We start from the raw sequence: 13,528 nt of genomic DNA on the forward strand, positions 1-13,528 counted from the left end.
AACGTCCAATGCGCCTCACCCATTTCTTCATAGACCGGCCGATTTTCGCATCCGTCGTGTCGCTGATCATCACGATCCTCGGATTGATCTCGGTGAATTTCCTGCCGATCGCCGAGTATCCGGAGATCGCGCCGCCGACGGTCAGCATTCACGCGACGTATCCAGGCGCCTCCGCGCAGGTGATCGCGGAGACGGTCGCGACGCCGATCGAGCAGGAAGTCAACGGCGTTGACGACATGCTCTACATCAACTCGCAGTCGACGGGTGACGGGCAGGTGACGATCAGCGTCATCTTCAAGCCGGGCACCGACGTCGATCAGGCGCAGGTGCTGGTGCAGAATCGCGTGTCGGTGGCGGAGCCGCGTCTGCCGGAAGACGTGCGCCGTCTGGGCATTTCGGTGCGCAAGGCGTCGCCCGACCTGATGATGGTCGTGCATATGGTGTCGCCCGACGGCACGCGCGACCAGCAGTACATTTCGAACTACGCGACGCTCTATGTGAAAGACGTGCTGACGCGCATCGACGGGATCGGCGACGTCAACGTGTTCGGCGCACGCGACTACTCGATGCGCATCTGGCTCGATCCCGACAAGATGTCGTCGCGTGGACTGACGGCGGGCGATGTCGTGGCTGCGCTACAGGCGGCAAACTTGCAGGTCGCGGCCGGCTCGATCAACCAGCCGCCCGCGACATCGGACGGCGCATTCACGCTCAACGTCCAGACGCTCGGTCGCCTGAAAGCCACGAGCGAGTTCGAAGACATCGTGGTCAGGGCAGAACCCGGCGGACAGGTCATCCGAGTTCGCGACATTGCGCGCGTCGAGCTCGGCGCGCAGGACTACACCGTCAATGCGTATCTCGATAATCGCAACGCGACGGCGCTTGTGCTGTTCCAGAAGCCGGGCTCGAATGCGCTCGCGACGGCGTCCGCCGTCAAGCAGCAGATGGAACTGCTGAAGAAGAGCTTCCCGCCGGGCCTCGACTACACCGTCGTCTATAACCCGACCGAATTCATTCAGTTCTCGATCGACGCCGTCGTCAAGACGCTCGCCGAAGCGATCCTGCTTGTCGTGCTGGTCGTCATTCTGTTTCTGCAAACGTGGCGTGCGGCGATCATTCCGATCCTCGCCATTCCGGTGTCGCTGATCGGCACGTTCTTCATTATGAGCCTGCTCGGCATCACGTTCAACACGCTGTCGCTGTTCGGACTGGTGCTTGCGATCGGCATCGTCGTCGACGACGCGATCGTCGTGGTCGAGAACGTCGAGCGTTACATCGAGCAAGGCATGAGTCCGAAGGCCGCGGCTCATAAAACGATGGACGAGGTCGGCACGGCGCTGATCGCGATCTCGCTCGTGCTCATCGGCGTGTTCCTGCCGACGGCCTTCATCACGGGCCTGCAGGGAACGTTCTTCAAGCAGTTCGCCATCACGATCGCTGCGTCGACGGCATTGTCGCTGATCGTGTCGCTCACGCTATCGCCCGCGATGGCGGCGCTGTTGTTGAAGCCGCATCGCGCAGCACACGAGAAGCAGAACATTCTTGCGAGAATTCTCGGTGCGCCGCTGAGGCTGTTCTTCCGCGCCTTCAACTGGGCGTTCGGTGCGCTGTCGCACGGCTATGCGTGGCTGACGAGCAAGCTCATCAAAATCAGCTTGCTTCTGATCCTCGTCTATTGCGGCCTGCTGTTCGCGACGTACACGCGCTTGACGGCGACGCCGACGGGGCTCGTCCCGCCGCTCGATCGCGCGTATCTGATCGTTGCGTTGCAGTTGCCGCCGGGCTCGACGCTCAGCCGCACCGACGCCGTCGTGCGCAAGGCCGGTGATATTCTGCTGTCGCGGCCCGGGATCAACCACTCCGTCGCTTTCGTCGGCTTCGACGGCGCGACATTCACCAACGCGCCGAACACAGGCGTGATCTTCGTCAGTCTGGCTCCATTCGCCGAGCGGGCGCACACCGGTTTAGCGAAAGACGCGATTTTAAACGACCTGCGGCAGCAGATGGCGCAGATCAAGGAAGCGTTCGTGCTCGTCATCGAACCGCCATCGGTGCCGGGCATCGGCACGGGCGGCGGCCTCAAAGGTTACGTTCAGGACAAGGGCGGACGCGGGCTGCCAGCGCTCGAGGGCGCAGCGTGGGCGATGGCCGGCGCGTCCGGACAACAGCCCGGCTTCGCGCAGGCGTTCACGCTCTTCAACGTGCGTACGCCCGAGATCTACGCCGACATCGACCGCACCAAAGCCGAGCAGCTCGGCGTACCGATCAGCCGCGTGTTCGAGACGTTGTCGGTCTATATGGGATCGGCGTTCGTCAACGACTTCAACATTCTCGGCCGCACGTATCGCGTGACGGCGCAGGCCGACAATCCATTCCGCCTGTCCTTGCGCGACGTCGCCAATCTCAAGACGCGAAGCAATACGGGCGAGATGGTGCCGATCGGATCGGTCGCGACATTCAGCGACACGACGGGCGCGTACCGCGTGCCGCGCTACAATCTCTATCCGGCGGCCGAGGTTCAGGTTCAGTTGCTGCGCGGCTATTCGACGGGCGAAGCCATCAAGACGATGGAAGCCATCGCAGACAAGGTGCTGCCGTCCGGGTTCGGTTTCGAATGGACCGAAATCGCGTTGCAGGAAAAACTCGCGGGCAACACGGCGATCCTGGCGTTCGGCCTGTCGGTCGTGTTCGTGTTCCTCCTGCTGTCGGCGCTGTATGAGAGCTGGATGCTGCCGCTGTCGGTCATCCTGATCGTGCCGATGTGCATTCTGGCGGCGATGATCGGCGTGAACATTCGCGGGCTCGACCGTAACATCCTGGTCGAGATCGGCTTGATCGTGCTCGTCGGCCTCGCGGCGAAGAACGCCATTCTGATCGTCGAGTTCGCGAAGCAGGGTGAAGATCAGGGACTGTCGCGCAGCGAAGCGGCGGTGGAAGCCGCACGCACGCGCTTGAGGCCCATCCTGATGACGTCGCTGGCCTTCATTCTGGGCGTCGTGCCGTTGGTATTCGCGGAAGGCGCGGGCGCTGAAATGCGGCAATCGCTTGGGACGGCCGTGTTCTCCGGCATGCTCGGCGTGACGCTATTCGGCCTGATCTTCACGCCGGTCTTCTACGTCGTCGTCCGCAAGCTCTCGCCTAGGCCGCGCGACAGCGCGGATATCGAAGCCGGCGAGGCCACAAGATAGTTAGCGGACGGAGAAAATCCGCGGCAAACGCGTCCCACGACGCGTAGTGTCGCATCTTTCGTCCGCTCAAGAATTGGGCCAAACTCGGTTCAGATTTTTTCAGTCGAACCCAGAAATTTAGTGATCCTATGAGCTCAGAAAAGAAGCCGACCCGCGCCGAAGTCGAGGCTGCGGTCAGAACCATTCTCCGCTGGAGCGGCGACGATCCGAGCCGCGATGGTTTGCTTGAAACGCCGGCGCGCGTCGTGCGCGCGTATGAGGAATATTTCCGCGGCTACAACGACGATCCGAAAGCCATTCTGCAAAAGACCTTCGAGGAGATCGAAGGCTACGACGAGATGATCGTGCTGCGCGGCATCCGGTTCGAAAGCCATTGCGAGCATCACATGGCGCCGATCATAGGGCGCGCCTGGGTCGCCTATATCCCACGCGGGCGCGTGGTCGGCATCTCGAAGCTGGCGCGCGCCGTCGACGCGTTCGCGAAGCGGCTTCAGATTCAGGAAAAGATGACGGCGCAGATCGCGAACACGATCCAGGAAGTCCTCGATCCGGAAGGCGTCGCGGTCGTGCTCAAGGCAGAGCATCACTGCATGACGACGCGCGGCGCGCACAAGCCCGGCACCGATATGGTGACGAGCCGCATGCTCGGCGTGTTCCGCGATAACCCGATCACGCGGCAGGAATTCCTGGCGCTCGTCACCGAGGATCAGAGGCACGACTGACGCGCCTGCTGTTCTATTCGTAATCGACGCCGACGAGATAGAGACCGGCCGCGGGCGCGACCGGTCCGCAGGCTTCGCGATTGGCGGCGGCGAGCGCGGACGCAAGATCGGCGCGGCTCCATTTGCCTTCGCCGACAAGCTTCAGGCTGCCGACCATTGAGCGGACCTGATGATGTAGGAACGAGCGGGCCGAGACGCGGCAGACGATTTCCTCGCCTTCCCGTGACACGTCAAAAACATCGAGAGTCTTGACCGGCGATTTCGCCTGGCACTGAGCGGCGCGAAACGTCGTGAAATCGTGCTTTCCGACGAGTTCTTGCGCGGCGGCATGCATTGCGGCGGCGTCGAGGTTTTGCATCGTCCACCAGACGCGATGGCGCTGCAGGATCGGCGGCGCGCGGCGTGTCAGCAGGCGATATTCGTAGTAGCGCTTCACGGCGCTGAAGCGCGCGTCGAACGCGTCGTCAACCTGAGCGGCGGCAACCACACCGATCGGATTTGGACGCAGGTGGAAATTCATCGCATCGCGGATGCGTCCCGGCTCCCATGTCTTTTCGAGATCGAAGTGCGCGACTTGTCCTAGCGCGTGCACGCCGGCGTCCGTTCGCCCAGCGCCGCGCACGCCCGGCGCTTCGCCAGAGAATTTGCGGATCGCCGTTTCGAGCGCGCCTTGAATCGACACGCCTTCGGCCTGGCGCTGCCAGCCGATGAAGGGCGTGCCGTCATATTCGATGGTGATGCGGTAGCGGGGCATTGAGGACCAGTGCGCAGCGTCGGAACGCGCCATCCCTAACGGGTGTCGCGCCGTCTCTCAATGCGCTCCGATAGCGCCGGGGCTGCCTTTACCGCGCGGACCACCGGCGAAATGGCCGTTGTGGCCGTTTCGAAAATACCAGGCGCCGTTGCGATGCTTCCAATAGCCGGGGCCATAAGACGGGCGGGTATAGATCGGGCCGTCGGGATCGACGACGCCGACATCTCCGCCGTTGCTCGTTGCGTTCGAGCTGTAATCGTAGACGTTATTCTCGTTGAAGCTCAGCGCCAGTGGCGTGCGGTTCGGATTGACGATGACATAGCGTTCCGGCGGCAACGGACGAATGACGCGCACGCCATGCTCGAGCGTGGTGACTGCGCCGTAGTACGGCTGCGTTACGATGCGGGCCGTGAAGCCGTCGGCAGACGCCGCGCCTGTGAGCGCCAGCATGGCCGGCGCGAGCGCAATCAGAAACATTGGAAACGAACGGCGCATCTCAAGTCCTCGAAACAGAACGAACGAGAACGTGAGATTAGCCTTACCGCGTGAATTCCGCAGAGCGATTTCCCAGCATCCTTAATTCGCGAACCTGGAGACTTCAGGCCAGCCGCGTGCCGGGCTCGAGGCGTGCGCCGCGCAGGAAATCGGCGGCTTTCATCGGCTGCTTTCCGGCTCGCTGAAGCTCCTCGATGCGGATGGCTCCGTCGCCGCAAGCGATGGTGAGTTCGCCGTCGAGCAGCACGCCCGGTTCGCCGTTTTTTGCGATCGACGAGGCGCGCAACACCTTGATGCGTTCGGGCTTGCCGCCGAGGTTCGCTTCGAACCATGCGCCGGGCGACAATCCGCGAATGTGGTTTGCAACTTCGGTCGCGGTTTTTGCGAAATCGATGCGCGTTTCGCGCTTGTCGATTTTCGCGGCGTAGGTCACGCCCTCTTGCGGTTGCGGGACAGCGCGCAGCGTGCCGGCTTCAAGCTCGGCCAAGGCCTCGACCATCAGCTCGGCGCCCAATGCCGAGAGCGCGTCGTGCAACTCTCCGGCGGTTGCGTCCGGGGCAATCGCAACGTCGTGCCCGAGGCAGACGGGGCCGGTGTCGAGACCTTCGTCCATGCGCATGATGTTGACGGCCGTCACGGCGTCGCCAGCCATGATGGCGCGCTGGATCGGCGCCGCTCCGCGCCAGCGCGGCAGCTTCGAAGCGTGGACGTTGAAGCATCCGAGACGCGGCGCGTCGAGCACGGCGGCCGGCAGCAACAGCCCGTACGCCACGACGACGGCGGCGTCGGCTTTGAGGTCCGCGAACGTGGCGCGATCTTCGTCCGTCTTGAAATTCTTCGGCGTGCGAACGGGAATGCCGAGCGCCTCGGCGCGGCGATGAACTGGTGATTTTAGTTCGGCGAGGCCACGCCCAGCCGGACGCGGCGGCTGACTATAGACCGCGACGACGCGATGTCCGGCCGCGACGAGCGCATCCAGAACCGGTACGGAAAAGTCCGGCGTACCCATGAACACGATGTCGAGCGGCATCCGGCAGTCCTCACTTGCGCGCGAAGGATCGGCGTCGCCAGTCCGCTCGCACCGCACTTACGAGGCGAGCGGGGCTCGTTAGCTCCGCGCCTCGCGTACCTGTTTCTTGAATTTGCGGATGACCATGTCGCGTTTCAGGCGCGACAGGAAATCGATGATGAGCTGCCCATCGAGGTGGTCGAGCTCGTGCTGAACGGCGGTTGCGAGCAAGCCTTCGGCGGCGAGCTCCTGCTCTTTGCCGTGGCGATCGATGTAGCGAACCGTCACGCTCGCCGGACGTTCGATCTCGACGTGCACGTCGGGGATCGAGAGGCAGCCTTCCTCGTGCAGCCGGGTCGTCGAACCGAGCGCGACAAGCTCCGGGTTCGCCATCGCGATCGGGTTGTGCGGTGCGCCGTCTTCCGCAGCATCGACGACGAGGACGCGCTTCAGCACGCCGACCTGCACGGCGGCGAGGCCGATGCCCGGCGCGTCGTACATCGTCTCCAGCATGTCATCCATCAGCTTGACGACGGCGTCGTCAACGCGCTCGACGGGATCGGAGATCTTGCGGAGCACGGGATCGGGAATTGTTATGATCGGTAGAATGGCCATGACGCTCACATATGGAAGGCCGTGGCGGCGGTCAATGGCGCGTGCGGTCCGTATCCGTCGCTGCGGCGCGCTCGCGCATGGCCGATGCCAGAGCGTCGGCGGTGGCTTCGGCGGGCTGCCAGCCCGTTTGCCTTAACCGGGCGGCGTCAACGATAAGGTCGCCCCCCAGAAGCTCGGCGATTTCGCCCTTCCCGGCCTTCCGGAGCGCGGCCACGATCGCAGCCTCCGGCATCGGCACCAGCATTGACGGCCGGCCGCGGCCCTTGCGCAACGCCCGGATCATATCCGCGATCGTAACGGGGGCACTGTCGGCGACGATGAATGTCGCGTCCCTGGCGGCCTCAGCCTGCAGCACGTGTTCGATCGCCGCGATAAGGTTGCTGATGCTCAGCAGCGATCGCCGCCCTTTCATGGCCGCGAACGGCAACGGATAGGGGCTGGCCGCGAGGCGCATTAGCGTCGCCATGTTGCCGCGGACGCCGGACCCGTACACAAGCACCGGCCGGAGAACCGTCCATTGCGTGCTAGATCCACCGAGCAGTTCGGCGGTCAGCGCTTCCGCCGCGATCTTGGAGCGTCCGTAGGCGTTCGTCGGATTGGCTGGCGTGTCCTCGGTGACGATGCCGTCATGCACGGCGCCGACTTGTGCGCGGACGGATGACATCAGCACGAAGCGCTTGACGCGCGCGGCGCGAGCGGCCCGGGCAAGCTGGCGCGTGGCGTCGACGTTGATCGCGGTATAGGCGGCGTCCGGAAGTCCCGGCCGGGCATGCGCCATTCCAGCGGCGTGAATGACGGCATCGACGCCGCGCACGACGTATTCCGCCGCGAACGAGCGTGACATGTCGCCGAGCGCGATGCCCTCGACATTCGGGTCGTCGAAGATGACCGGCTGGCGCGCGGCGGCGCGCACGAGATAGCCGCGTTCCGACAGCCTGCGGACGAGATGCTGTCCGATGAAACCGGAAGCGCCGGTGACGAGAATTCGCGGCTTGGCGGTCATCATCAGACTGTTCCCCTCCGGCGCGTTCTCAAACGAGAGACCTAGATCACCTCGTGCGCCACGGGATTTGGCGGCGGCTTGAAGGTCTCTCCAATCGCATCGATCAGCTTGTAGGCCGAAAAAGTGGCGATGATACCGAAGGCGACGCCGCCGATCATGTTGCCCGCGAGCACGCCCGCCGCGCCAAAGAACTTGCCGCCGAGCAGCACGAACGGGACCGTGCCGAGCGTCGCCCGGCCCCAGTTCAGCATCGTCGAAAAATGCGGCCGGCCGAGCGTGTTGAAAGCGGCGTTGGCGACGAACAACGCGCCCATGAACACGAACAGCGGCGACAGCCAACGGCAGAAGAAGACGATCAGGTCGCGCGCTTCGCCGCCGGCATTGAAGAGCGCCGCGATCTCGTTGGCGAGGACACCGAGGCATAGCCATGCGATGCCGGTGAATGCCGTCATCGTCAGCAGCGAGAACGTGAACACGTCGCGCATGCGCTCGGAGGAGCGAGCGCCGAAGTTCTGTCCTATGATCGGGCCGACCGCGCCGGACAGCGCGTAGATTGCGCCGAAGGCGACCGGCGTCAGACGTGCGAGGATCGCCCACGCAGCGACCGCCGCATCGCCATAGGTTGCGATGGCGTAGGTCACGTAACCGTTGCCGACGGCCGGCGCGATGTTCGTCAAAACGGCAGGACCGGCGATCTGAATGAAGGCGGGCGTGTCCTGCGCCAGCGTCGCGATTTTCGGACGCGCGAGAAGATCGTGGACCTTGTAGACGCTGTAGAAGCCGATACCCATCATCACGAGGCGCGCGATCAGCGAGGATATCGCCGCGCCTTCGATGCCTAAGCCGAAATGGACAATCAGGATCACGTCGAGGATCGTGTTGACGATGGCGCCGAACAGCGTGACGAACATTGCACGGCGCGCATCGCCAGCGGAGCGCAACACGGCGGAGGCCGTAATCGCCAGCGCAAGCACCGGCAGCGTCGGCACGAGGATGCGCAAATAGAGGGCGGCGAGATCGAGCGTTCGGCCGCGGGCTCCGATCAGTTCCAGCAGCGGTTCGATCGCGAACCACAGCACGAGCGTGATCGCGACTGATGCGATGAGCGATAGCAGATGCGCGTTGGTCGCGAGACGCCGCGCCCGCATACGCCGCCCGGCTCCCAGCGCGGGCGCAACCAGCGAGGTCGCGGCGATCGACAGTCCGATGCCGACAGAGGTCGCGAAGAACAGGATCGAACTCGCATAGCCGACGGCCGCGACGACGGCTTCGTCGTTCAGCCGCGAAAGAAAGTAGATGTTGGCGAGGTCGCCGACGAAGATCGCCATGAGGCCGAGTGCGCCCGCGCCTGTCATCGCAAGAATGTGGCGCAACAGGGAGCCGGTGACAAAGCGCGGCTGCTGTTGGGCGGAACGCCGGGGCGTTTCGATATTGCTCATCGTGTTTTTCTGCCTCGGCGGCCAGTTCGGCGCTGGCTCTCGTGGTACGCCGTTCTACAGCTTGCGCCGCGCTTTGAAAGCCGCAGCGAGCGTGCCGTCGTCGAGATAATCGAGTTCGCCGCCAATCGGGACGCCTTGCGCAAGTCGCGAGACCGTCACATCGGTCGCGGCGAGTTGATCGGAAATGTAATGGGCGGTCGACTGGCCTTCGACGGTGGCGTTGAGAGCGAGCAGGATCTCTTTGACTTCGGAGGCTGCAGCTCTCGCCAAAAGATTGGCGACGTTGAGCTGCTCCGGCCCGATGCCGTCGAGCGGCGACAGGTGGCCGCCGAGCACATGATAGCGCGCCGAGACGATGTTCGCGCGCTCGAGCGCCCAGAGGTCGCCGACTTCTTCGACAACGACGATGAGGCTTTGATCGCGGCGCGGATCGCTGCAGACGCTGCACGGCGAAACCGTATCGAGATTGCCGCAGACGGGGCATTCGGAAATTTTTTCGACGGCCTGCTGGAGCGCGTCCGACAACGGCAGCAGCAAATCGTTGCGCCGCTTCAGAAGCGACAGCACCGCCTTGCGCGCCGAGCGCGGTCCAAGCCCCGGCAAGCGCGACAGGAGCTGCACGAGGCGCTCGATTTCAGGTCCTGCGATTTTCCGGGACATCGTCTGATTATTTATGCGACCGCTTTTCAGAATGCCAGGACGGCCGCTGGTCCTTGGCACTGGATGGCCGCCTCGGAGGGCGGCCATGACGCGGGAGGCGACGTTCCAAGTGTACTTGGCTAGAACAGCTTCATTCCCGGAGGCAACGGAATTCCGCCGGTGATTTCGGCCATTTTCGACTGCATCGCGCTATCGGCCTTGGCTCGCGCGTCAGCGGCGGCAGCAACGATCAGGTCTTCGAGAATCTCGACCTCGTCGGGCTTCATCAGGCTCGGATCGATGCGGACGCGCTTGACCTCGCCTTTGCCGTCAACGGTAAGGTGAACGAGGCCGCCGCCCGACTGGCCTTCGATCTCGGCGCGCGCAAGCTCCTCCTGCATCTCTTTGAAACGGGCCTGCATCTGGCCCATCTGCTTCATCATACCCATCAGGTCTTTCATGCAATCCTCTGCGTTGCGGCAATTGTCAGCGAAGGGCGTCAGCCGGCTTCGCTTTCCTTATCGTCGGCGTCCAGCGTTCTGCCGGGCAAGCGGCGCACTTCCGCGATCTTCGCGTCAGGGAAGGCTTGAAGGACGGCGCGCATGGCGGGGTGCTGCTTCAGCTGCTCAAGCTCGGCGGCTTCGCGCTCCCGGCGCACGACGCCGATCGGGCGTTGACCTGCGTCTTTCGAAAGCACAACGACCCAGCGCCGGCCCGTCCACAGATTAAGCTTCTCGCGAAGATCGTTCGCAAGCTCGGGCGGCGCATCCGGCAGCAGGAAGACATCGATCGAACCCGCCACCGCATCGAACTTCACGAGGCTGACGTCGTTCTCAAGATGCATCTTGAGTTTGACGTCGCGCTTCTCGCCGACGAGCGTCACGACGTCGACGAACGAACGCGGATCAGGCAGTCGCGACGCCGATGAGAGCGACGTCTGCTCATCGTCGTCGAGAGCGTCGCCGTCGTCGAGTTCGCCGTCGTCACCGACAAAATCGAAGACGTCGCCGGTTGCGAGATCGTCATGCTCCGCATCCGCACGCGGAGCGGTCGTCGTCGTGTTGACGGTCGGCCGCGTGTCCGACGTGCGCGTTTCAGCGGGGGCCAAAGCCGGGCGGCGTGCGGGCATTGCCGAGCCGCCGAGGCCTCTGATCAATTCATCGGGCGTCGGCAGGTCCGCCGTGTACGCGAGGCGGATCAGGACCATCTCGGCGGCAACGTCCGGGTTCGGCGTGCGCCCGACTTCTTCGAGGCCTTTGATCAGCATCTGCCAGGCGCGCGAGAGGTACGGCATCGACAGGCGGCTCGCGAGATCGCTCAGCCGCTTCTTTTCTTCCGCCGTCAGACTTTCGCCGGCCGGTTCTTCGCCGACGGCTTTGACGCGCGCGATCGCATGCACCGCCTCGGCGAGATCGCCGATGACTTCGGAAGCTTCGGCGCCGTCGCGATGCAGGCTCGCAAAGCCGTTGAGCGCGGCGGGAAGATCGCCACGGAAAATAGCTTCGGCGAGATCGAAGATGCGGCCGCGATCGGCGAGGCCGAGCATGTCGCGCACGCTCGCCGCGGTGACGTGGCCCTCGCCCATCGCGATTGCCTGATCGAGAATCGAGAGGCCGTCGCGAACGGAGCCTTCGGCGGCGCGGGCGATGAGCTGCAGCGCATCGGCGTCGGCCTCGGCACCTTCGCTTTCCGAAATCTTCTTGAAGTGCGCCGCAAGCACAGGCTGCTCGACGCGTCGGAGATCGAAGCGCTGGCAGCGCGACAACACGGTGACGGGGACTTTACGGATTTCGGTCGTCGCGAAAATGAAGCGGACGTGCGCGGGCGGTTCCTCGAGCGTCTTCAGCAGCGCGTTGAACGCGCCCTTCGACAGCATGTGAACCTCGTCGATGATGAACACCTTCGTCCGCGCGACGAGCGGAGTATATTGCGCGCTTTCGATGATCTCGCGGATGTTGTCGACGCCGGTGTTCGAGGCGGCGTCGATTTCGAGCACGTCGGGATGACGGCCTTCCATGATGTCCTTGCAGTGGACACCGAGGCCCGGCATGTCGATGGTGGGCTTGTCGATGGCTCCATTGCCGGAATCGGGGGCTTCGTAGTTCAGCGCGCGGGCGAGGATGCGGGCGGTCGTCGTCTTGCCGACGCCGCGCACGCCGGTCAGCATATAGCCCTGCGCGATGCGCCCCGACGCGAAGGCATTGCGAAGCGTCGTCACCATCGCCGACTGGCCGATCAGATCGTCGAAGGTCGCGGGGCGGTATTTGCGCGCCAGCACGACGTAGGGCTTCGGCGCTTCGGAACCAGCCGAGCCCGTCACGCCCTCAGACGCATCTGATTTCTTTTTCGCCATGATCTCCGGATCGATATTTTCGCCCGCGGGGCGAGGGAGCAAGGCGACCCGCGCCGAACCTTGTCCAAAAATTCCGCGCCGCCAAGGGCCGCGTGGCCCCGGCGCGCAAGCAATAAAGGCTGGCGAACGACCCGACTTCTGATCGTTAGGGCTGCTTCCTTCCGGACCTGACCCGGTTGGCGACGAATTCGTCCGTCGCCAGCCCACGGCTATAATGGGGCGAACGGCGGAGAAGTACAACCCCGTGTTAGGGCTGTGACATTGCAGCTGGAATTCAGTTCGACGTGTGTATCCGAATGACCGCGTCAGGTGCAGAGCCGATGAGGCGTCGAATGATTGCGCTGAGCTTTGGGGGTGCGGACCTAGACGCTCCACCGAGAGATTTCTCCTGGTTCTTCACCCCACCCCTAACCCCTCCCCTCAGGGGAGGGGAAGTGGTTGTGCATCTGCTGGTTTGGGACGTGTGGTTTCCCTCCCCTGACGGAAGGGAAAGCGGAAGGCGTCTGTCGGCAACTTCCAGGTGAAGGTTTTTGGATCGTCAGATGAAGGTGGCGCTCGTCAGATGCAGCGGCCGCCGTCGACTTCGATGGCGACGCCGGTGATGAAGGCGCTGGCGGGATCGGCGAGGAATAGCGCGGCGTTGGCAATATCGAACGGCTTCGACATGCGGCCGAGCGGAATTCCGGCGACGAACTTGGCGCGGTTCTCGGGCGTGTCCGGCAGCCCCATGAACTGTTCGAGCATGCCGGTCTCGCCGATGACCGGGTTGATGGCGTTGACGCGAATGTTCTTCGGCGCGAGTTCGGCGGCCATCGACTTGGTCAGCGTGATCGCGGCGCCCTTCGAACCGTTGTACCAGGTCAGTCCCGGACGTGGACGAATGCCAGCGGTCGAAGCGGTCGTGATGATCGAACCGCCGCCGCGCTTTTCCATCACCGGCACGACGGCGAGCGTCGTCAGATAAATGGATTTGACGTTGACGGCATAGATGCGGTCGAAGTCGTCTTCGCTGACGGTCAACAGCGACTGGTTCTTGTGCGTGACGCCGGCGTTATTGACGAGAATGTCGACGCCGCCGAAGCGATCGGCGGCCGCTGCGATCATCGCATCCACGTCGGCGCGCTTGGTGACGTCGGTTGCCGTCGCGATGGCGCGGCCCGGACCGATCTCAGCAGCGAGCGCGGCGGCAGCCTCGCCGTTGATGTCGGCGATGACGACACGCGCGCCTTCAGCTGCAAACAACTCCGCAATGCCGCGGCCAAAGCCCGAAGCTGCGCCGGTGACGACCGCGACTTTATCCTTGAGGCGCAT

Annotated in this window: 12 protein-coding genes and 1 other RNA gene; 2 read left to right on the forward strand and 11 right to left on the reverse strand. The window is 63.8% G+C overall.

The window, feature by feature from the left end:
* Positions 1–8 precede the first annotated feature (8 nt).
* Both HDEN_RS13440 and folE read left to right on the forward strand, forming a co-directional pair.
* Positions 9–3,188 carry an efflux RND transporter permease subunit gene (locus tag HDEN_RS13440; RefSeq protein ID WP_013216674.1) on the forward strand — a complete coding sequence of 1,060 codons (3,180 nt, stop codon included), beginning with the start codon at positions 9–11 and terminating at the stop codon, positions 3,186–3,188.
* Positions 3,189–3,316: 128 nt separating this feature from the next.
* Complete coding sequence (gene folE / locus HDEN_RS13445) at positions 3,317–3,910, forward strand: GTP cyclohydrolase I FolE (protein ID WP_013216675.1); 594 nt, start codon at positions 3,317–3,319, stop codon at positions 3,908–3,910.
* A gap of 13 nt (positions 3,911–3,923) precedes the next feature.
* Here the strand turns inward: folE and truA are convergent, their stop codons facing one another.
* The 11 genes from truA to HDEN_RS13495 all read right to left on the reverse strand — a co-directional run bounded on the left by truA (position 3,924) and on the right by HDEN_RS13495 (position 13,528).
* The gene (gene truA / locus HDEN_RS13450) at positions 3,924–4,664 is read right to left on the reverse strand and encodes a tRNA pseudouridine(38-40) synthase TruA (RefSeq protein ID WP_013216676.1); all 741 of its coding nucleotides are present in this window, start codon (positions 4,662–4,664) and stop codon (positions 3,924–3,926) included.
* Positions 4,665–4,721: 57 nt separating this feature from the next.
* Positions 4,722–5,159, reverse strand: coding sequence for a hypothetical protein (locus HDEN_RS13455; protein WP_013216677.1), 438 nt, complete (start codon positions 5,157–5,159; stop codon positions 4,722–4,724).
* 103 nt (positions 5,160–5,262) lie between these two features.
* Positions 5,263–6,189: a methionyl-tRNA formyltransferase gene (fmt, locus tag HDEN_RS13460; protein WP_013216678.1), complete on the reverse strand. Its 927-nt coding sequence runs from the start codon at positions 6,187–6,189 to the stop codon at positions 5,263–5,265.
* 78 nt (positions 6,190–6,267) lie between these two features.
* Positions 6,268–6,783 (reverse strand): peptide deformylase, encoded by a 516-nt coding sequence (gene def / locus HDEN_RS13465; protein ID WP_013216679.1) that lies wholly within the window; start codon positions 6,781–6,783, stop codon positions 6,268–6,270.
* 31 nt (positions 6,784–6,814) lie between these two features.
* Entirely contained in the window at positions 6,815–7,789 is a 975-nt protein-coding gene (locus HDEN_RS13470) for an NAD-dependent epimerase/dehydratase family protein (protein ID WP_013216680.1), read from the reverse strand.
* Positions 7,790–7,827: 38 nt separating this feature from the next.
* The gene (locus HDEN_RS13475) at positions 7,828–9,225 is read right to left on the reverse strand and encodes an MATE family efflux transporter (protein ID WP_013216681.1); all 1,398 of its coding nucleotides are present in this window, start codon (positions 9,223–9,225) and stop codon (positions 7,828–7,830) included.
* Between the two features lie 54 nt (positions 9,226–9,279).
* The gene (gene recR / locus HDEN_RS13480) at positions 9,280–9,885 is read right to left on the reverse strand and encodes a recombination mediator RecR (protein ID WP_013216682.1); all 606 of its coding nucleotides are present in this window, start codon (positions 9,883–9,885) and stop codon (positions 9,280–9,282) included.
* 119 nt (positions 9,886–10,004) lie between these two features.
* Complete coding sequence (locus HDEN_RS13485) at positions 10,005–10,325, reverse strand: YbaB/EbfC family nucleoid-associated protein (protein ID WP_013216683.1); 321 nt, start codon at positions 10,323–10,325, stop codon at positions 10,005–10,007.
* 38 nt (positions 10,326–10,363) lie between these two features.
* Positions 10,364–12,217: a DNA polymerase III subunit gamma/tau gene (locus tag HDEN_RS13490; protein WP_013216684.1), complete on the reverse strand. Its 1,854-nt coding sequence runs from the start codon at positions 12,215–12,217 to the stop codon at positions 10,364–10,366.
* A gap of 111 nt (positions 12,218–12,328) precedes the next feature.
* Positions 12,329–12,424: signal recognition particle sRNA small type (gene ffs, locus HDEN_RS18020), an RNA gene on the reverse strand.
* A 351-nt stretch (positions 12,425–12,775) separates the two neighbouring features.
* Complete coding sequence (locus HDEN_RS13495; RefSeq protein ID WP_013216685.1) at positions 12,776–13,528, reverse strand: glucose 1-dehydrogenase; 753 nt, start codon at positions 13,526–13,528, stop codon at positions 12,776–12,778.

Source organism: Hyphomicrobium denitrificans ATCC 51888 (assembly GCF_000143145.1).
GTDB lineage: Bacteria > Pseudomonadota > Alphaproteobacteria > Rhizobiales > Hyphomicrobiaceae > Hyphomicrobium_B > Hyphomicrobium_B denitrificans.